Origin of the sequence: Treponema primitia ZAS-1, assembly GCF_000297095.1 — a bacterium.
GTDB lineage: Bacteria > Spirochaetota > Spirochaetia > Treponematales > Breznakiellaceae > Termitinema > Termitinema primitia_A.
Genome location: NZ_AEEA01000058.1, coordinates 100,987 through 120,911, shown reverse-complemented (window position 1 = coordinate 120,911; position 19,925 = coordinate 100,987). Strand labels below are relative to the sequence as shown.

Genomic DNA, 19,925 nt, shown 5'->3' with positions numbered 1-19,925 from the left:
CCTTGACAATAGGGCGATTCGGCTTAATAGTGTTATGTACGAATGAGCTCCGCCTATCCCCGTCGTCTAAGCCAAGGTTTACTGCTCCTCTACGAAGACCGTGATCTCCTGGTTGTGGATAAACCGGCGGGGCTGCTCTCCATTGCCGCAGGCGCCGAGCGGGACAAAACAGCCTACTGGATACTTTCGGAATACCTCCGTAAAAAGGGGGAGAAACGCCGGCCTGCGGTGGTACACCGGCTGGACCGGGAAACCTCGGGGGTCATGATCTTCGCCAAGTCTGATACGGTTAAACGGAAGCTCATGGAACATTGGGATGCGACCGTACTGGAACGGTGTTACATAGCCCTGGCGGAGGGCGAATTGAAAGAAGCCCAGGGCTCCATAGACGCGCCCCTGGGGGAAGACCAGCGGGGTAGGGTGGTAGTGGTTCCCGGCGGGCAGCGGGCTGTTACCCATTGGAAGGTCCTTAAAACCGGCCGCCGCTTTTCCCTGCTTTCCCTGGAACTGGAAACCGGCCGGCGCAATCAGATCCGGGCCCACCTTGACTGGCTGGGTCATCCCGTGGCGGGGGATAAAAAATACAGGGCAAAGACCGACCCCCTGCACCGGCTCTGCCTCCACGCGGAACGCATCGTTTTTCATCATCCCCATGACGGACGTGTCCTGGAGTTTGAAGTAAAGGCGCCCCTTACGTTTCAGCAAGCCCTGAAGACGGATTAAATATTTCTAGGAGTAGTCCCATGGAAACCCGAAAAGTTTATTACGAAATGCCCGCCGCCGAATCTTTTGCCGCCAATATTCTGGAACTTCGGCCCTATACGGATAAGACGGCGCTGATCCTGGATGCCACGATATTTTACCCCGAGGGGGGCGGACAGCCGGGCGACCGGGGGACCATCAATGGGATTCCGGTGCTGGATGTTCAGGAAAAGGATGATGAAATTTTCCATATAGTAAATAATGGGGATGGGCAAAAGCTCAGTCCCGGACCGGCGGAGCTGATCCTTGACCGGGCACGGCGCCGGGATTTTACGACACTCCATACCGCCCAGCACCTTCTTTCGGGGACCATACTCCGTATGACCGGCGCGTACACGGTTTCCATGCACCTTGGGGATGAGGTCTGTACAATTGATGTGGATACTAAGGAAATGACCGATGAAACCCTGATTGCCGTGGAAGAGGCGGTGGCGGACGCCATTGAAGGGGATCATCCGGTGATTATCCATCTTTGTCCGCCCGAAAGGGTTGAGGATTTTCCCCTGCGGAAGATCCCCCCCAAGGGGGAGGATGTGATCCGGGTGGTGGAGATCCGGGGGAATGATTTTTCGCCCTGCTGCGGTACCCACCTGGCCGCCACCGGCGATATCGGGATGCTCCGTATCTTGGGAGCGGAAAAGTACAAGGGCATGATCAGGGTCAGCTTTATTGCCGGGCGGCGGGTACTCCGGGACAGCCGGCTCCTGCGGCATAACGCGGAGATAGCCTCCCGGGCTCTCAAGGTCCCGGTGACGGAAACCGGCGCCGGGGTGTTGGCCCTGCTGGAAAAGACTTCGCTTTTGGAACGGAGACTGAAGGACCTGGAAGAGGACGCCGCCCTCCGCCGGGCTAAAGCCCTGATCGCGGGGAAGCCGGGGTTTGAAGCCCAGGCCGGTGAAGGGAAGGTACTGACAGAGTGCTTAAGCGATACGGATATGGAGGAGGTCCTGCGCATAGGCCGGGCTGCCCAAAAACTAAGCTCCGCAGTGTTGGTGCTTGCCTCCCCTGGTGACCTTAAATTCGCCGGTCTCTGTTCAGTTAAAGCCCTGGACATCCGGCCCTTGTTAAAGGATACAATGGAAAAGCATGGCGGGAAGGGCGGCGGGGGGCCATCCTTCTTTCAGGGCCAGTTTTCCCGGGCGGAGGATTTAACCGCCTTTCTAAAATCAATCCCCCAGGAGGCAGCGATATGAGTATTTCCACCGGTCTTGGCGATGACGGCAGTACGGAACTCTTTTTAGGAACTTCAGTTCCGAAGGATCATCCCCAGGTTGAATTTATCGGCGTCCTTGATGAGCTTAACTCTTTTTTAGGGGATGCGAAGGCCGCCGCGCACCTGGAACGGACTAAAACCCTTATCGAATCGGTTCAACGGGACCTTTTCGCCGCCCCCGGGCTGCTGGGCTCCTCCAAAGCGGAGACGGCTATTGACCCGGAATGGCTCACCGCGTTGATCCACGAGATTGAGGAACAGTACCCCATGCGGGGCTTCATCATCCCGGGGAAAAACCCCGCCTCGGCGAAACTCGACATTGCCAGAACCGTATGCCGCCGGGCCGAACGGCGGCTGGTAACCCTTAACCGCCAGGAACCGGTCTCGCCCCATCTGCTCCGTTACATGAACCGCCTGTCGGATCTGCTCTTCATGCTCGCCCGTTCCGAGGAGCACGGCGAAGAAGAATAGGAAGAATTTTTAACCACCAAGGACTCGAAGGTACAGAAGGCGAATAAGGGGGGATAAAAAAACGGGGTTGTCCGGGAATCATCCCAAACAACCCCGTCTGCAGCTTTTAAAAAAGTTCTACCGGAACTGCGAAGAATTCGCGCTGGTCACTACGGTGACGCCGGAGTCTACATTCTTATCGGCAATGGTTCCGCCGGTATAATCGGTGTAGGCGTTCTTTACCCCTAACTCACCCATCATTCCGGGATTCTGGGCCATGGTACCGATAATTACTCCCTGGTCGATCAGGTCGAGTACGGATCCGCCGGTATCAAAACCAACGCCCAGTACCTTTCCACCGGCTTCTTTGATAGCATTGGCGGTACCTACGGTGGCGCCTTCATTGGCGCCGAAAATACCTACCACACCCTGGGTGATGTAGTTGGAGGCAATTTCCTGGGACCTTGCGGGGTCGCCTTCAGCATACTGGGTGGGGAGGATAGAATAACCCTTGCCTTCAAAGGCAGAGCGGAAACCCTTTTCACGGGCTACGGTGGAAGCGGTGGCAATGTTTACATTGACGATACCGAGATTACCGCTGGTTACGCCGTTGGCCTGGAGCTTGGCAAGCAGCTGCTCGCCTGCTGTTTTACCGGCGGCTTCGTTGTTGGTCGTGATCGTCGCGATGGCGCCGGACCAGCTTGCGGGGGCGTCAACAAAAATAAACTTAACCCCCTGTTTGGCGGCAGCCGCGATAGCGCCGTTCTGGGCTTCCGTGTCGTTGGCGGCTAACAGGATGTAGTTAGCGCCGTTGGCTGCAGCGTTTTCGATCTTGGTGATCTGGGCGTTGTTGTCCTTCCGCTCCGGCGAATCAAAAAGATATTCGATTTTGTCCGCGCCGATCTCTGCAATCGCCTTCTTACAGCCCGCATCGATAAAATTCCAATACGCATCCATCTGGTCCATGGTGATTAAGTAAATCTTAACCTTTTTTGAACCCGCGGCGCCGCTCTCGCTTCCGCCCTTGGCAAACACACTACCCGCTGCTATCAGCAGAACGAGCGCCGCAATTACCGACCTTTTAAGTAATTTCATACTCTTCCTCCAAAACTTGATTTTATTTCAAGGCATACTGCCTGAAACTGCTTACTTGCTGCGCCGCCTGATAACGACATCGGACAACACAGAAATTATAACAATAATACCGACGGTTATATTCTGGATCGCTACGGGGACATTTGCCAGGGAAAGGCCGTTCGAGAGGGTCGACCAGATGGCCGCTCCTACTATGGTTCCCACCAGCAGACCCTGTCCGCCGAGGGTACTTACCCCGCCAATGACGCTTGCGGCGACCGCATACAGCTCGTAGGTGTTTCCGGCGCTCATATCACCGGTACCGCTCTGGGCTGTTTGAATAAGGCCCACAACCCCGGAACAGAGGGCGCTGACCACATAGGCCACCAGGGTAACCTTCAGTACGCTTATACCGGACATCTTGGCTGCCTCAATATTGCTGCCCACCGCATACAAATGACGGCCGGTCTTGGTACTGGTAAGAATAAAGTTAAAGATGATCCAGAGTACCAAGGCAATGACCATGGTGGAGAATAAAAACCCAAATAGTTTGTGGTAGTAGAAAAAATCCCGAAAGACCTCTACCTGGGACTTTAAAGAAGCCGCAGCGTCGGAACTTATCAATTTATAATTCTCGGTGGAGTCAATGGCCCGGGTATTGCGGCTGCCATTGCTAATCTGGGCTATACCCCTGGCTATGGTCATGGTACCGAGGGTTGCAATGAAGGGCGGAAGTTTGAATTGGGCAACGAGGAAGCCGTTGGCAACGCCGATGACGAGACAGACAATGAGCGCAATAGCCGCGGCAAATAGGGGCGGCACCGTCTTGGTCATAAGGGTTGCAGAAATCATGCAGCTCATACCAAGTACGGATCCTATGGAAAGGTCAATGTTACCGGTAATCAGCACAAAAGACTGGGCGATCCCGACAATAATGAAAGGCGCGATCTGCCTGAGCAGGTTCTGAATATTTCTTGGACCCAGAAAGTTGTTGTTCAAGGTCTGGAAGATAATAAGCAGCACGATCAGAAAGCCCGTTACAACGATAACCTGTCCTACCCCGCGTGCGCGGAACGTCTTTTGAATGCTATTCACACTAATGCCCATACTGTTTCCTCACTTTTTCCCAATTTTAATAATCCCTACGCTATCTTTTTTTCGAACCGTGTCGCCAGGTCCAATATGGTCTCCTGGGTGGCTTCCGCCCTGGACATTGCCCCGGTTATTCTGCCGTCGCACATAACGATGATCCGGTCCGAGATTCCCAATATTTCCGGCAGCTCTGAGGATACGAAAAGGATACCGACGCCGTCCTGCTTAAGCCGGTTAATGATATTGTAAATTTCTATTTTGGCGGCAACATCAATACCCCTGGTGGGTTCGTCAAAGATCGCAACCCGGAAGCTCCTGGACATCCATTTGCCTACCACGACTTTTTGCTGGTTCCCGCCGGACAGATTTGCCGCATCGCTTTCCAGGCCGGACAGCTTTATCTTCAAATCGTCCACCGCCTTAAGGGCCATCCCCTTTTCCTTGCCCTTGTTTACAATCCCCAGGGCGTCGGAAAGCAGATCCAGGTTCGGCATACCGATATTGCTCTTTATGGAAAGCTTGGTAAAAAGCCCGTCCTTCTTGCGGTCCTCCGGGATAAGCACAATCCCCGAACGAATGGAGTCTGCGGGCTTGTTAATGGTGATACTCTTGCCGTCAAGGATAATCTCCCCCGACTGTTTTGGGTCTATCCCGTACAAAGCCCGGGTCGTTTCCGTTCTCCCTGCGCCCATGAGGCCGGCTATTCCTACGATCTCCCCTTCATGCAGTTCAAAACTGATGTCCCGGACCAGCCGGCCGGCATTGAGATTTTTTACCTCAAGCACGGTCTTCCCCACCGGGCACTCGACCCGGGGGAACTTTTCTTTAATGTCCCGGCCGACCATGTGGGAAATCAACTGCGGCTGGGTAGTTTCTTTGAAGTCCGCGGTGATGACATAGGTCCCGTCCCGGAGCACGGTAACCCGATCAACAATATGCTGCAGTTCTTCCAGCCGGTGGGATATGTAAACAATCCCGTGGCCTTTTCCCTTGAGAGTTTTGATTATCTTAAACAGTTCTTCAATCTCGGTCGCCGTAAGGGCCGAAGTAGGCTCGTCCATGATAAGCACCCGGGCGTTTTTCGAAAGGGCCTTTGCAATCTCTACCATCTGCTGCTTTGAAACCTGCAGGTCGCCCACGAGCATTTCCGGGTTTAAATCAATATTAAGGCTTTTGAGAAGTTCCCTGGCCTTTTCGTTGGCGGTCCGCTTGTCCAAGAGCCCGTGTTTGGTCAGTTCTTTGCCGAGGAATATATTTTCCGCAACCGTGAGGTGGGAACACAGGTTCAGTTCCTGATGGATAATCGCTATACCCAGTTCCGCCGCTATTTTTGGGTTGAGGGCATCAACGGTTTCACCGAAAACCTTGACCGTACCGGAGTCCTTGGTATAGACCCCGCTGAGTATTTTTACCAGGGTGGACTTTCCCGCCCCATTCTCCCCCAGAAGCGCATGTACTTCCCCAGCCTTGAGATTGAAATGGACATCCTTGAGGGCTGGAACACCGGAAAATGCCTTATTTATATTTTCCAGTTCAACGATATAGTCACCCATTATGCCTCCCACTGTCGTATTCCCCTAATCTAACCGGACAAAATGAAACCGGTTTCATTTAGGGCTTAAATTTCAAAAATTCGATAAAATATAAAAAATGATACCCCCTATTTGAGGTTTTGTCAATTAAAATCTTCTATAATGCTTTAACTTGATAGATATTGGAAAAGGTGACATGCTGGTTATACATGAAACCCATGACCATTGCCGATATTGCCCGGGAGGCCGGAGTTTCCAAAGCCACGGTTTCCCGTGTTTTGTCCAAGTCCTCTCTGGTACATGAAAGGACCCGGAAAAAAGTCTCTTCTATTATAGATAAGTATGGTTATACTCCCAATATCCTGGCCCAGGGCCTCGCGGGGATGCCCACCAAAACCATCGGCGTGGTGGTGGATGAATTCCCCAATAATTTCTATATCGATTTGGCCGACGGTATCGACAGCGTTATCTCGGTAAATGATTATTTTTTTCAGGTCATGAGTTCCCACTGGATCCCTGAGCGGGAATTACAGGGGGTTCGTTCTCTGATAAACAACCGGGTGGACGGTATTCTGATAACCCCCGCGGCTTCGGATTCCGCAACCGTGGAGGCGCTTAAAAAATCAGGTATTCCCTTTGTGCTGATGAATTGTCGGTCCGATGACCCCGAAGTTTCCTATGTGAGCTGCGATAACTACAAGGGCGGAGCCCTGATGGCGGAACACATCAATTCATTGGATCATGAGCAGATTATCCTGGTTTCGGTATTTGACCACGAATCCGTTCGGGACCGTATTAAGGGTTTTGATGATCATCTCAGGGCCGGCGCGGTACGGACTACCCGATATTCCGACGCCAAGACCTACCAGGACGGATATGTACTGGCCGCGCAGATCGCGGAATCCGATTCCATTAAAACAAAAAAAACCAGCCTTTTTGTGACCAACGATTATGTGGCCATCGGCTTTATCACTCGGTTTCTGGAAATGGGTATCGCCATCCCCGAACAGGCTGCGGTGGCAGGTTTTGACGATATCCGTCTTTCCGCTCTCTGCCAGGTTCCCCTTACGACCGTTTCCCAGCAGGTATTTACTATGGGCCGAACCGCAGCGGAGGATCTTATGAATATCATAAAAAAGAACGGAACCCCCCCCTTCAGGCGGACTCTTGACCCCCATCTTATTATCCGAAAGTCCACCGGCAAGTGAACTCAGCCGGGAAATACTTCCTCTTCATGTTATAAACACCGGCGGGAGGAGGGAGGGGCATCCCCGGCCGAGCACATAGGGAATTCCCTGCTGGAGGAGACCCGAAGGGGCTCCGCAAGCAGACTCTACCTGCGTGCGAGCGCCGGGGATGCCCCTCCCTCCTCCCGTCTTTGCCGATTTGCATATTTTGTGAAATTATTTACGAAAACCCTGTTGCTTTTTATTTTGAGATTCGTTATTGTATATGTTAACGACCGTTCGGTAACATACGGTAATACCAATGAATAAAACAGATATAATAGAAACAGCGTTCCAGGTATGGGGCCGGGAACTGTTTAAAACTACCAGTCTTTCTCAAATTGCGCAAGCCCTTGGGGTTACTAAGCCGGCTTTGTATCGTCATTTTGAGAGCAGGGGCGCCCTTCTGGATGGTATGTACGGGTATTACTGCGATCACTATGTGGGCTTTATGAAGGCGTCCTACGAGAAGGCGGTGGAAAGCCGGGATATTAACCAGGGGATACTCCTCATGGCCCGGAATTTCGCCGAATATTACGCTCGGCATAAGTATATTTTCATTTTTTCTTTAATCGAGGTCTACGGCGATAAAAACCGGGATAAGGATATTTTGCGGCAATTCGCGATCCGCGGAATGGATGTAAAGAAACACTGGTTTTTCCTTGAGGCAGGGGATGATCATCCCAGCAAAGCCCAGTTGATTGTTACTGCCATTTTCTTTTTGGTTACCCTTTTTCATAAAAGCAGGCACGGAAAAACCGGGGAACCTACAAATGAAGAAATCCAGCAGTTTATTTCCTTTGCCGAGGGGGTTATTTCCCATGGGCTTGGTTTTGATAAAAACCTGGTGAATGCCCTGGATTTTGAAAAATTGGAGAAGTCCGGCGGCCATCAGATTCCCCCGGAGGGGGAGAACGAAGGGCTGCTCAAGGCGGTTGCCGGGGCGGTTGCCGAGGCGGGACCCTGGAACGCTTCCATGGATATGGTTGCCCAGCGTTCGGGGCTCTCCAAAAGCGGCCTCTATGCCCACTTCAAAAGCAAGGCGGATATGCTGGGCCAAATGTTTATCGCCGAATTCGATAGGATAGTGGATTACGCTGAGTTGGAGCAAAGCCGATCCGAGCTGCCGGAGGAGCAGTTTTACCTGGCCATAGCGGCCATAGCCAATTATCTCCGGTCCCGGCCGGAGATCCTTATCACCCTGGATTGGATCAGGACCCGGCGGCTGGACCTGGGGGTTACGGTGCCGCCGCGGATTTATCGGATCTTTGCGGATATCAAATTGGAAGGCGCCGGGGAGAACCCGGGCGGATTGGCACTTTCAGGGGAAACCCTGTCCCAATGGATACTCTTTCTCGTCGTTAACACCCTTATGAGGAGGCCCGAGAGGTTCTCTTTTTCGGATGTGTCTAATACAAGTTTTCAAATTCTATATAAATTTATTGTTTTAGGAATAGAAGGATGGTAAAAAATGAACCAAAAGCAGTATATTCTAATGTATGGTAAGAAACGGCAAGAAGCCGTAGGAAGCCGCGCGGATAGCGGGCTTGAAATACAGGTTAGCCTTGCGGATTCGGTGTTTAAGCACGTTCCCCAGGTTAATAGAGAAGGAGTCCTAATATGAAACACCCCTGTCGTGCCGGTCCCTGCGTCCGCCGCCTTTTGCGGCTGCCGCATTCCCCCGGCTTGGTTCTAGCCTTTTTCCTCTGTGCCGCAGCGGCCTTTGGTCAAGCCGGAAATTCCGCTGAAAGCCCGGCAGCGGGCCAAACGGTCCGGCGTATCACCCCGGACGAGGCGGTTGAGCTGGCTGTACAGAACAACCTTAGCTTGGAATCTTCCCGGGTAGCCCTGGATACCAAGAAGCGGCAATTCAGTCTGGTATGGAATCAGTTCCTACCGGAGTTTGATGTGCGGGGAACCCTTAGCCGGAGTAACGAGGAGGCTTCTCCGCTTCAACCGGAGCTGTGGAGCTTCAACGGGAACCTTTCTGCATCCCTCAACTTCAGTTTTGCCCTGATCGAAGGTATCAATAGCGTTAAGGTGAATTATCAAAGTGGACTATTAAGCTTTGCCAAGGCCCGGGCGCAGATGGAGCGGGATATACGAAAGTCCTACTACCAGATGCTCCTGCTCCAGGAGAATATCGCCCTGCTGCAGGGAAGTTTTGCTAATGCGGAGCGTCAGGTTACTATGGCTCAGGCGAATTATCGGAACGGTCTCGTTCCCCAGCTTACGTTGCTCCAGGCCCAGGTATCCAGGGATAATTTGAAGCCCTCCATCGACCAGATGGAAAATGGATTGAAGGTTGCTATGGCCAACTTCGCCATGAGCCTTGGCTTGGATTACGATACCCAGTTTGAGCTTGTACCGGTGACCGGTGACCTTAATTATATCTCCCTGGATGTAAAGGATTTGATTACCAAGTCCGCCAACGGGAAGCCGGATATTTTGGAACTGCGGCAGTCCGTTCTTGCCATGCAGAGCTTAAGGAAAGTTCAGGCGCTGCAGCTCTATACACCGTACATCAATTTTGCCTGGAATTATTCTCCCACCTTACTTGGACCTTGGGACAACAGCTGGGGTGACGGGGATAACTGGATGGATCGGGGCGCCTTTTCTATCACCCTGGGTATGAGCCTGAACAGCCTCTTTCCCTTTACCAAACAAGGGCAGGGGCTAAAGGATACGGACAATAATTTACGCGCTCAGAACATCTTGCTTGCCCAGGCCATACGGGGGACGGAGATTGAAATCTACAATACCGTTTTCTCCCTGGAACGGGCGCAGATCTCCGCAGAAACCCAGGCCCAGACCGTAGCTTTGGCGGAACGGAGCTACCAGCTGACCGAAGAAGCGTACCGGGCGGGGCTCCAGGAATTGCTTCAGGTGCAGAATGCGGATCTGGCCCGGCGTCAGGCCAGGGTGCAGATGCTGGAACAACAGTTTAACTATCGTACCGGTCTTATCGACCTGGAATATTCCATAGGAGTTCCATTCGGAACCTTAAGTAATGGGGGAAACACAAAGTGAAAAGAATACAGTATAGGGGCGCCATCGTTGTGGCGCTTGTTGTCATAGCCATGGTTTTTTCGGGATGCAGCCAGATCAAGGCCTCTCAGGATAAGAAAAAGGCAGGTCCCGGGGGTGCAGCTGCGGCGCCGGCGGTTCCGGTATTTGCGGTGAATACCACCTTGGCGGTTCAGGGGCAGATCCTGGATTACCTCGCCTTATCCGGGGATATCGTATCCGGTACGTCGGTGGACACCTATTCCGATGCCGCCGGGAAGATAACCCGGGTTTACGTTGCCGTGGGTGACCGGGTTAACCGGAACGATCCGGTGGCGGCGGTGGACCCCTCCAAGCCGGGGATGACCTACCAGGCTAATATCGCCCGGGCGCCCATTGCGGGGATTGTAACATCCCTGCCCGCCCAAATGGGGATGACCATAAGCCAGGCGGTGCCCCTGGCAAGGATCGCCGGGGGGAATGCCCTGGAGATCAAGCTCTATGTGGCGGAACGGTTTATTTCCAAGATAGCCCTGCGGCAGCCCTGTCAGATTACCCTGGACGCCTGGCCCGGGGAAGTTTTCCGGGGCAGTGTTACTGAGATATCTCCGGTGGTAGATGCCGCTTCCCGAACCATGGAGGTGCGGATCAATGTGGAGAACCCCGGTTCAAAACTGAAAGCGGGGATGTTCGCCAAGGTACGGGTCATCACCGAAGAAAAAAGTAATATTGTGAAGATCCCCGCCGGCGCCATGCTCCAGCGTTCCGACGAAAACTATGTGTTTACGGTGGCCACGGATCCTACGGACCCCGCTTTCCGCATTGCCCGGCGTCAGGTAATAACCCCGGGTATTCTGGTGGACAGCGTTCTGGAAGTGCAGCAGGGGCTTACCCCTAATCAGGAAATTATCGTCCGGGGCCAAACCCTTCTGGAGGATGGTTCACGGATCAACGTGATTGAACAGGTTGCGCCCTTAAGCGCCGCCAATTAAGGAGGTCATTCATGAGTATGGCTAAAATGGCGGTCGGAAGGCCGACGACAATATTTATTATTTTTGCGCTTCTCATTGGGCTGGGTGTCTTTGCCATGGTAAATATGCCTATCGACCTGCTTCCTGAAATAAACCCCCCCTATCTGATAGTATACACATCCTATCCCGGGGCTGGCCCCGAAGAGGTTGAACGCAGCGTAACCCGGACCCTGGAGGCGGCGCTATCCAGTGTGTCCGCCCTTGAAGAGCTGACATCCACTTCATCCAAAGGTACCAGTATGGTGATCATGGAGTTTACCTACGGCACCGATTTGGCGGATGCGGCCAACTCCGTCCGGGACGCCCTGGAACGGATCAGAAACTATATGCCCACCGGGGCGGATACTCCCATGATGTTTAAAATGGATCCTTCCATGCTGCCCATCATGGGGCTCCAGGTTACGGGGAACCGTTCCCCGGAGGAACTGCGGGAGATTTCCGAGGACACCATCATTCCCCGGATAGAGCAGACTCCCGGTGTGGCCACCGCGTCGATAAACGGCGGGCGGGAAAAGATCATCCGGGTGGAGGTGTCCCAAAACAGGCTTGAAGCCTACGGCCTTACGGTAACCCAGATCCAACAGATGCTGGCGGGGAACAATGCCCAGGTATCCGCAGGGTCCATCACCGAAGGGGGGATGAACTATATCCTCACCACCATGGGTGAATACACCTCCCTGGAACAGATTCGTAATACGGTCATCTCCTACAAGGGCGGGGGCGTGGTAAACGGCCAGGTGGAGATGCCCCGCACAATTTATCTTAGGGATATTGCCGATGTCTTCGAGGGTTACAAGAGCCAGGAATCGGTAGTATTGGTGAACGGCCAGCCTTCGGTGATGCTCATGGTCCAGAAACAGAGCGGAAAGAATTCGGTGCAGACCGCCAAGGAACTGCGGGCCCGGCTGGTCAAGATCGCCGGTGAGCTTCCCCAGGATATCAAGATAACAGAGAACTTTAACACCACGGATCAGATAGAAAATTCCCTTAATGAAGTAACAAGCAGCGCCCTATCCGGGGCGGCCCTGGCAATTATTGTGCTCTTTATATTCCTCCGGTCCATAAAACCGACCCTGATCATCGGCATCAGTATTCCTGTTTCCATTGTTGTTACTATCATGTTGATGTACTTCTTAGGCCTTACCCTGAATTTAATGACCATGGCGGGGCTGGTCCTGGGTATAGGTATGCTGGTGGATAACTCCGTTGTTATCCTGGAGAATATCTACCATTACCGGGAAAAGGGAGCAAAACTTCAGCCTGCGGCTATTTTGGGCACATCGGAAATGATCGTTGCCATTGCCGCTTCCACCCTGACCACCATCTGCGTATTTGCCCCCCTGGTCATGTTCCAGGGCCTGCTGGAAATGGCCGGCGAAATGTTTGCGGGCTTGGCCTTTACGGTGGTAATATCCCTGACCATCTCCCTGCTGGTGGCAATCTTCCTGGTGCCCGTGTTGGGCAGCCATTACTTCCCCCTGGTAACCCGGAAGCAGAAACCCCTGAGTAATCGTTTCCTCGCTTCCATTGACAAGGCCTTCGAGAATTTCTTCACCGGCCTTGACAATGCATACCGTAAGGCGGTAGATCGGGTGCTGCGGCACAAGGCCATTGTGATAGGGTTCCTGGTCCTGCTTTTTGCCGGAAGCATCATGCTTATCCCCAAAATAGGCTGGGTTTTTATGCCCGAACAGGACGCTGATTCGGTAAGTATTACTGCCACCCTTCCCATGGGAACCCCCCTGGTGGAAACCGAGGCAACCCTGCAGAAAATGCAGCTCATTGTGCAGCGGGAAGTACAGGGCTATGACCGGATCGTTCTGAACGCCGGAGGCGGCAATATGTTCGGCGGTTCCTCGACCAACTCGGGTTCCCTGCGTATCAACCTTCCGGATTTTGAGCAGCGGATCGACAGCGCCGAGAATATTAAAACCAAGATGCGCGCCCACTTTAACGAATTTCCCGGGGTTTCCTTTAGTTTCTCCGGCGGCGGATTTGGCGGCGGCGGCGGTATGGGCGGCAGTAGTCCCGCAGTTGACATCATCCTCCGCACAGATGACCTCGTGAAGGGCAAGGTCTTGGCTGAACAAATTGCACAACTTCTTCGGGATAACGTTCCCGAGGTAAAAGAACCCCAGGTAAGCCTGAAAGACGGACTGCCCCAGATCGAGATTGAACTTGACCGGGACCGGATATACTCCATGGGTCTTAATGCGTACACCATTGGTAATGAGATAAAAGCCGCAGTGGACGGCATCACCGCCACCCGGTACAAAGACAATGGCATCAATTACGATGTGGTGCTGGTTCTGGCGGAAGCGGACCGGAGTACCCGGCCTGCACTGGATCATATTTTTGTGAACAGCCAGATGAGCGGCGGGCGGGTGCCCCTTTCCAACTTTGCCACCTATAAGGAAGGCACCGGCCCTATGTCAATCAACCGTGAAAACCAGAGCCGGGTCATCCATATTACTGCCAGCGGCGCTCCTGGGGCTAAGCTTAATACCCTGGATGAGAAGGTCCGCAACTTGGTTCAGTCGTCAATACCCGCCGATGAGGATGTGGTCATTGAATACGGCGGGGGCAACTCGGAGATGATGAAGATGATGGGTAATTTCTTGCTGATCGTCGCGGTGGCCATTTTCCTGGTCTTCGGGGTTATGGCAAGTTTGTTTGAATCCTTCAAGGATCCCTTCATTGTTATTCTTACTATTCCACTTTCCCTCATCGGTGTGGTGGCAATTTACTTCATCTCCGGCGATGTCTTTAACATCCTTACCGCAGTAGGACTGTTAGTACTGGTAGGGGTTATTGTTAATAACGGTATCGTCCTGGTGGACTACACCAACCTGCTGCGCAAGCGGGGGTACTCTTTGCACGATGCCTGTGTGGAAGCCGCAGGGAACCGGCTCAGGCCCATCCTGATGACCACCCTCACCACCATCCTGGGACTGGCCCCCATGGCATTCGTCCCCGGCGAAGGTTCGGTAATGACTGCGCCTATTGGCAAAACTGTATTGGGGGGCCTTGCCTTCGGCACTCTCATGACCCTGTTCCTCATGCCCACGGTGTATTACATCATGAATAGGCATTCGGACGAACAGGCAGCCCGTGCGGAAGCGCGCCGTAACCGGATTGCCCAGGGTTTAACCCGGAGACAGGCTAAAGCCCAGAACGCGGCAAGGACCGCCCTGGAAATCCTGCCGGATTCCAAGATTCAGACCCAGGAGGCCGGAGTATGATCCGGATAGAGATAATAGCGAACCACTCTGTTGAGGAGAACATTCTGGAAGCTTTTGCTTTGGAGAATGTAGGTAAGTACTACACCAGATATCCCAATGTTATGGGGGTCGGCAGATCCGGCCCCAAGATGGGGGACGCCATTTGGCCGGAAGAAAATTTTGTTCTGGTGGTATGGTGCGAAGAAGATGAAGCCCGCGGCATAGAGCGGGCGGTTGCCCAGGTTAAGGAGCGTTTTCCCGGCGAGGGAATAAAGCTCTTCGGCCTCCGTTCCGCCGACTCCCAGCCCCGGGAAGCTTTGCCGGCTCCGGCCGAAGAAGCCCCGCCCCCGGAACCGGAGGGCGCCGAAGGGCTGGCGGGCTTGGCCGGGTTGGAATAAATAGAAATGCTAGGTGCCGGATCCGGTTAGTTCCCGGATCCGGTTATCAAGCTCCGTGTCATACCGTAATTCCAGAAATTTGTTCAGAAAGAGTACCGCACGGTCCTTATCTCCGGTGTAGTATTGATACAGATCCGCAATAAACAAATACAGGTATGGAGCCTTTTCCTGTTCCGTTAGCTTAATCAGAATACCCAGCGCATTATCATATTCGCCCCTGTGGAATGCCATGATACCCCGGAGGTATTGGATGGACGGGTAATCTCCGTGGGCATACTCGGTTCTGGACAAAAGTGATTCGGTCTGTAACCAGTCCTTATCCCGCAGGGCCTGTTCCGCCAGGTTTAAAAGCTGATCCACATGGTATATGTTGATGTATAGTACATTTTGGGGATCCAGATAATCAATTTCCAATTCTACCGCTTCATAATTCTCTTTACAGGCCTTGATGCGGTACTCTTTACCGGGCTTCAAACCGGGCAGGGAAAAATGGCCGTTAATATCGCTGATGGCGCTGAATTTATCTCCCGCATATATTTTAACTTCCTTGACCGGCTTGTTATCTCCATCGTAGATCATGCCGTACAGACCGGCCGCTGTTCTTTTCTGAATGGGACTTGTTGCACAGGAAAAGAAAACTGCCATAATGATGCTTAAACAGATTAAATAATTTTTCATGCTAATTTCTCCTTATAAAATATTGTGTACCGTCAATATTAATCACAGAATATTCTGCGTCTGCCGATACCAGACCTGCGTTTATTGAAATGATCCTACCGGATTCCCTGTCTTTTAGGTATAACCACTCCTGGTTATCGGTTTCACGTATTAAGCCAAGGTAGCTGAATTTTTCTTCTCCCGGGATTGGTATAGGATCGGTGTTTCCATCCCCAGGAACCGGATTCTCCGGCACAGGAGTCTTCGATGCCGGTTTATTGATTGGTGGACGAAAAATAAGGGCAAGCTGGTCCGCTCCGGTTTGTGGCTGCTTCTTTTCCGGTATATCCGGCAGGGTAACAGGAATAATTACATTCTCCGCTAATTCTTCCCGTGGGATGGGCGGCCTGTTTTGGGAAGCATAAAATAGGGCGCCCAGGGGAAACACCGGAATTCCAAGGGCAAGTATAATTTTGGCGATAAACAGTTTACGGTACATGGTTAAACCTCACAGTGGCGTTGATTTTTGAAAAACCGGAAGTCGGTTTTATGCTGATATAGTTCAGGGGGAGTTGGATTTTTGGCGCCTCCTTCAAAAAGTTAAAGAAATTAACTCCTTCGCCGTTCAGGATAAATTCGGATGCTGAGATTCCCTCCTTTCCGATAGTTCTGAAACGTTCAACTTCTATTTTATGATTCCGCAGTAAATCGCGTATCATACCAATGTGTTCTTCCGGGCCCTGGGGATCCTTGGTTTTAAGCCCTTCCCCGGAAATTTCCCGGTTCCGCAGGTTTTTTACTTGATTATCCAGATCGGAAAGATAACTTAGTGGAAGGACGTGTGTTTCATTTAGGATATTACGGTATTGATCCATGGACTCCAGGGTACTGCGGATTTCCAGAATTTTACCAATAAAGATAATAATAAAAACTACGGAAATGATCAGCCCAAAAAAAGAAATTAAGAAATCAGCTTTATTATTTTTCATGATCCTTTACCCTCCCTGAAATAGTGAATTGTTCCATCGAATTTTTTAATGGCGATGCCTGATGGATGGTTAATCCGCTGAAATAACCCGATGCCTGCATCGATTGCAATACGCCGATTGAATCGGGTCCCTCGGCTTCCATATTGAAATTTTCCTCCTGTATTGCCAAAGATCTTATCCAGGTACCGGAAAGGCAGTCTCTGATTTTTGAAATAATCTCGTAGGGATAAAGATCCTGCACCTGGGGTTCCCGTGTTTGATGTGATAGTAGTTCATTTATTTCCCCTTCCAGCCTTTTTACTTCATTTTGTCTCCGGTTTTGTTCCTGATAGTAGTTTTCAAGCCGGGAAAGTTCCGTGTTTTTTTCTCCGGAAATTAAATGCAGGGATAATAATAAGGAAATGCAATTAAGGGCTGCCAGTAACTTAATGTCCCTTTTCCGGCGGATTAGGGTGCGGCCTTTGTTGTCGCTAAAGATTCCCAATATTTTTATTTTTTTCTTTATACTAATTTCGTTAATGTCAATGTCAATTAGCCGCTTAAAAAGCTGATTCAATGCTTTTTTTGTATTCCTATTCTGTTCTTCACCGGAACCGGCAATGATAAGAAGCGCCGGTATGTCCCCGGACTCAGGACCGTCCAGGAAGGGAGTTATCAGGGTGAGGGGAAGCCCGTCGGCTCCCATTGGGCAGGATCCATAGCGGCGGATCACATCATCTTCAAAAAAAGCGGCTTCGATCCACTGGGGGGTGCAGAGGATGGTCAACATAGTTTTTTCATTAAAATTATGCATACCCTCTGCCATAAGGGCAATTCCGGGAATAAGGGGACGTTTGAGATTTCTGTAAATTTCATGTACCGGACGGGAACACACAAATACCGCTACGGTGTTAAACTGCCGGATTCTGTCCCGTTTTTGGGGGCGGTATAATGTATAGTCCATAATGGTGTCCGCCGGTGTTCCGGGATACAGCGCCTTTAGCTGGTTACCTATCTCCCCTTCAATGAATGTCTCTTCCGGAAGCGGACCCTTCGGGGTTGATGGAAGTTCCAGTATATATACCGGAACTTCCAATGGGGAAATCAAAAAAGCACGATCGTTACAAATAGATAGGGGCGGCATTATTTAAACCTCCGTTCAATGATTTTATATTCCGGTTTAGAATCTACCGGATACGCCCCTGGGGGCAGCCTGCATACCACGGCGTTGAGGGAATGACTTTTCTGGTCTCCGGTATTTGTTGCTATTGCGATTTCCCAAAACCATGTTATAGAACCAAAATAATAGAAAAGTGGATTTGATTTATCGATTCCAAGAATTGAACACATATTTTCTGCGCTAAGACCTTCCGTTTGCCGCAGATATACTATGTCGCCTGCAATTTGTTCCGGATGCCGAATATGGTAATCCGGATAGGCGAGAAGTTCTTCCAGGATCAGGGGTTCCACAAAGTTAATATTCATCAAGGGTTCAGCGTTAATAAAGGGATAGAGTTCCCTAAGAGATACCCCAAGAAATGCCGAAAGATTTTCCCGATCCATGAGCCGCTGGTCCATGAGGAGTATGCGTATTTTTTCACGGAGCGCCTCCCCTTTTATGGGGTCATTCGTAAGGGATGTCCCCAATTGCCGGGCTGCGAACTCGTCGGTAAGGTTGATATTCGCCCAGCCATAGGGCGAAAAATATTTTTTAAATAGGCTCTCTTCAAAAAAATCCTGAAAAGTTTCGTACCCAAGGAAAAGCCCGAAATCCTCCCGAAATTGCTGTAATTCATCCGCATTTTTTTCCGGGCGAAAAAGAAGGGAGAGCCGGGTTTTATCAAAAATATTTTTTCGTACTAAATTTGGGTTAATCCTGTCTGAAATTGGCGCCAGGGATACGGTATAACCCCGTATATTTTTTCCGTTCCATGCCCAGACCGGATCATCAAAGCTATTTACCCCCGGACTTGGATCGGATAAGAGGGTTTCCATAATATCTTCCAGAAACGTATCCATTTCAACCCTAATGGAAGTATTAGTCTTTTCCCGGCCTTCAATTGTAATTGTTGAAGAAATATAAATGGCTGCCCCAAGTGAAAGAACCGACAGGAAGAATAGGGAAAGGAGGAATATCATTGATACGAATCCTGCTTCCCAAGTGTCAATTAATTTTTTCATGGAAGGCCTCTTATGAGAGAAGAAGTTGAGAAAGCCGACATGGTATGGTAGGTTTTCTGCCTATGTAAATAGATAACATCGATACCGTAGGGAATATGCTGTTCATCCCGGAGTATGGAGAGGTTCGTTCCGTCGAGTCCGGAGATCAACACAATCCTTTCTTTTTTTCTTTTATCCTCAGTCTCCATAATCAGGGCATCCTTTTCTGTCAGGAGCCGTATATAGCCGTTCCGTTCTCCCTGGTACCAGGAGATCCGAACAGAAGACTCGCCGGCTTCCAGGACAGGCAATTCCCAGTAGGGGACAGCCACTGCGCCGATCCTGTCGCGGATTAGCGAATCGGCTCTGAGAAGTTTTATCCCAAATAGAGCCCTGTCCTTTGATTTTTCCAGGGCTGCAGCTGATGAAGTCATGGAAATAGTAAGGATGGTCATAATAAGACTTACCACGCCAAGGGCAATTAATGTTTCTACCAGGGTAAACCCTGCCTGGGAATTATTTTTCATACGATTTTCCTATATTGTTGTTTCTTTCTTCAATAATACTAATGCCATCTGCAATTATTTTTGAAGAATAACTCACGACAGTTGAAACGCTGCTTGAGATTAGTAGGAGTATCAATGCTGCTGTAAATAGGCAAAATAGGGCGTCCAATAATACAAAGCCGCCTTCACTCCCATGAACAGATATCCGCGTCATTTCCGGTTCCTCCTTCCTTTCCATCCCTGCCGAAACAACGGATGCCATAGGGCATATCATTGTATCCCGGGATGATATATTCATATTCATTACCCCAGGGGTCTCTGGGAACAGGTTTGTTAATATAGGGTCCGTTCCAGGCAGCCAATAGGCCGCCGGAATCCGGCTTTTCCCAGAGTGCGCCCAGACCCTGGGTATCCGGGGGGTAGTGGCCGCAGTCAAAAAAATAGGCGTCCATACCCAGGGTGAAGGTTTCTATCTGGCTCCGGGCGGTAACCATCTTTGCCCTGTCGAGGTATTTTACCGCGGTAAATCCCACGGAAGATGTTAGGATCAGGATGATACCGATTACAATCAAGGTTTCGATAAAGGTCCATCCGCCCTGGGGGTCTTCCTGAAGTTCTTTCTCGTTCAT

The 19,925-nt window shown here is 51.2% G+C and carries 19 protein-coding genes; 9 read left to right on the top strand and 10 right to left on the bottom strand.

Annotation, left to right across the window (positions count from 1 at the left end):
• The first annotated feature begins 42 nt into the window (after window positions 1–42).
• The 3 genes from TPRIMZ1_RS0111330 to TPRIMZ1_RS0111320 are packed head-to-tail and all read left to right on the top strand — an operon-like array spanning window position 43 to window position 2,446.
• On the top strand, window positions 43–723 hold the full coding sequence (locus TPRIMZ1_RS0111330) for an RluA family pseudouridine synthase (protein WP_010259522.1): 681 nt from the start codon (window positions 43–45) through the stop codon (window positions 721–723).
• Window positions 724–743: 20 nt separating this feature from the next.
• Window positions 744–1,955 (top strand): alanyl-tRNA editing protein, encoded by a 1,212-nt coding sequence (locus TPRIMZ1_RS0111325; RefSeq protein ID WP_010259520.1) that lies wholly within the window; start codon window positions 744–746, stop codon window positions 1,953–1,955.
• On the top strand, window positions 1,952–2,446 hold the full coding sequence (locus TPRIMZ1_RS0111320; protein ID WP_010259518.1) for a cob(I)yrinic acid a,c-diamide adenosyltransferase: 495 nt from the start codon (window positions 1,952–1,954) through the stop codon (window positions 2,444–2,446). The genes TPRIMZ1_RS0111325 and TPRIMZ1_RS0111320 overlap by 4 nt, the downstream gene beginning before the upstream one ends.
• A 117-nt stretch (window positions 2,447–2,563) precedes the next feature.
• On the opposite strand, the gene TPRIMZ1_RS0111315 is transcribed toward TPRIMZ1_RS0111320, so the two are convergent.
• From TPRIMZ1_RS0111315 to TPRIMZ1_RS0111305, 3 genes are read right to left on the bottom strand one after another with little or no spacing between them, the layout of a single operon-like run.
• The gene (locus TPRIMZ1_RS0111315; RefSeq protein WP_010259516.1) at window positions 2,564–3,520 is read right to left on the bottom strand and encodes a substrate-binding domain-containing protein; all 957 of its coding nucleotides are present in this window, start codon (window positions 3,518–3,520) and stop codon (window positions 2,564–2,566) included.
• Window positions 3,521–3,571: 51 nt separating this feature from the next.
• A complete protein-coding gene (locus tag TPRIMZ1_RS0111310; protein ID WP_010259514.1) occupies window positions 3,572–4,606 on the bottom strand; it encodes an ABC transporter permease in 1,035 nt (344 codons plus the stop codon).
• Between the two features lie 35 nt (window positions 4,607–4,641).
• Window positions 4,642–6,144: a sugar ABC transporter ATP-binding protein gene (locus tag TPRIMZ1_RS0111305; RefSeq protein WP_010259512.1), complete on the bottom strand. Its 1,503-nt coding sequence runs from the start codon at window positions 6,142–6,144 to the stop codon at window positions 4,642–4,644.
• 188 nt (window positions 6,145–6,332) lie between these two features.
• Between TPRIMZ1_RS0111305 and TPRIMZ1_RS0111300 the strand changes: the two genes are divergently transcribed.
• The 6 genes from TPRIMZ1_RS0111300 (at window position 6,333) to TPRIMZ1_RS0111270 (ending at window position 15,005) form a co-directional block, all read left to right on the top strand.
• Window positions 6,333–7,331, top strand: a complete 999-nt coding sequence (locus TPRIMZ1_RS0111300; RefSeq protein ID WP_010259508.1) for a LacI family DNA-binding transcriptional regulator — start codon at window positions 6,333–6,335, stop codon at window positions 7,329–7,331.
• Between the two features lie 280 nt (window positions 7,332–7,611).
• Window positions 7,612–8,817 carry a TetR/AcrR family transcriptional regulator gene (locus tag TPRIMZ1_RS0111295; RefSeq protein WP_010259506.1) on the top strand — a complete coding sequence of 402 codons (1,206 nt, stop codon included), beginning with the start codon at window positions 7,612–7,614 and terminating at the stop codon, window positions 8,815–8,817.
• Window positions 8,818–8,969: 152 nt separating this feature from the next.
• The gene (locus tag TPRIMZ1_RS0111285) at window positions 8,970–10,379 is read left to right on the top strand and encodes a TolC family protein (RefSeq protein WP_010259502.1); all 1,410 of its coding nucleotides are present in this window, start codon (window positions 8,970–8,972) and stop codon (window positions 10,377–10,379) included.
• Window positions 10,376–11,347: an efflux RND transporter periplasmic adaptor subunit gene (locus TPRIMZ1_RS0111280; protein WP_010259500.1), complete on the top strand. Its 972-nt coding sequence runs from the start codon at window positions 10,376–10,378 to the stop codon at window positions 11,345–11,347. Before TPRIMZ1_RS0111285 ends, TPRIMZ1_RS0111280 begins: the two co-directional genes overlap by 4 nt.
• An 11-nt stretch (window positions 11,348–11,358) precedes the next feature.
• Window positions 11,359–14,628, top strand: coding sequence for an efflux RND transporter permease subunit (locus TPRIMZ1_RS0111275; protein ID WP_010259498.1), 3,270 nt, complete (start codon window positions 11,359–11,361; stop codon window positions 14,626–14,628).
• Entirely contained in the window at window positions 14,625–15,005 is a 381-nt protein-coding gene (locus tag TPRIMZ1_RS0111270) for a PG0541 family transporter-associated protein (protein WP_010259495.1), read from the top strand. The genes TPRIMZ1_RS0111275 and TPRIMZ1_RS0111270 overlap by 4 nt, the downstream gene beginning before the upstream one ends.
• A 9-nt stretch (window positions 15,006–15,014) precedes the next feature.
• Here TPRIMZ1_RS0111270 and TPRIMZ1_RS0111265 read toward each other — a convergent pair whose 3' ends face one another.
• From TPRIMZ1_RS0111265 to gspG, 7 genes are all read right to left on the bottom strand, one after another.
• Window positions 15,015–15,683, bottom strand: coding sequence for a carboxypeptidase-like regulatory domain-containing protein (locus TPRIMZ1_RS0111265; protein WP_010259493.1), 669 nt, complete (start codon window positions 15,681–15,683; stop codon window positions 15,015–15,017).
• 1 nt (window position 15,684) lies between these two features.
• The gene (locus TPRIMZ1_RS0111260) at window positions 15,685–16,161 is read right to left on the bottom strand and encodes a hypothetical protein (RefSeq protein ID WP_010259491.1); all 477 of its coding nucleotides are present in this window, start codon (window positions 16,159–16,161) and stop codon (window positions 15,685–15,687) included.
• Window positions 16,151–16,651, bottom strand: a complete 501-nt coding sequence (locus TPRIMZ1_RS0111255; RefSeq protein WP_010259489.1) for a hypothetical protein — start codon at window positions 16,649–16,651, stop codon at window positions 16,151–16,153. The genes TPRIMZ1_RS0111260 and TPRIMZ1_RS0111255 overlap by 11 nt, the downstream gene beginning before the upstream one ends.
• Window positions 16,641–17,774, bottom strand: a complete 1,134-nt coding sequence (locus tag TPRIMZ1_RS0111250) for a hypothetical protein (protein WP_010259487.1) — start codon at window positions 17,772–17,774, stop codon at window positions 16,641–16,643. The genes TPRIMZ1_RS0111255 and TPRIMZ1_RS0111250 overlap by 11 nt, the downstream gene beginning before the upstream one ends.
• Window positions 17,774–18,811, bottom strand: a complete 1,038-nt coding sequence (locus tag TPRIMZ1_RS0111245) for a hypothetical protein (RefSeq protein ID WP_010259485.1) — start codon at window positions 18,809–18,811, stop codon at window positions 17,774–17,776. The genes TPRIMZ1_RS0111250 and TPRIMZ1_RS0111245 overlap by 1 nt, the downstream gene beginning before the upstream one ends.
• Entirely contained in the window at window positions 18,808–19,317 is a 510-nt protein-coding gene (locus TPRIMZ1_RS0111240; protein WP_010259483.1) for a PulJ/GspJ family protein, read from the bottom strand. Before TPRIMZ1_RS0111240 ends, TPRIMZ1_RS0111245 begins: the two co-directional genes overlap by 4 nt.
• 164 nt (window positions 19,318–19,481) lie before the next feature.
• The gene (gene gspG, locus TPRIMZ1_RS0111235) at window positions 19,482–19,925 is read right to left on the bottom strand and encodes a type II secretion system major pseudopilin GspG (protein WP_010259480.1); all 444 of its coding nucleotides are present in this window, start codon (window positions 19,923–19,925) and stop codon (window positions 19,482–19,484) included.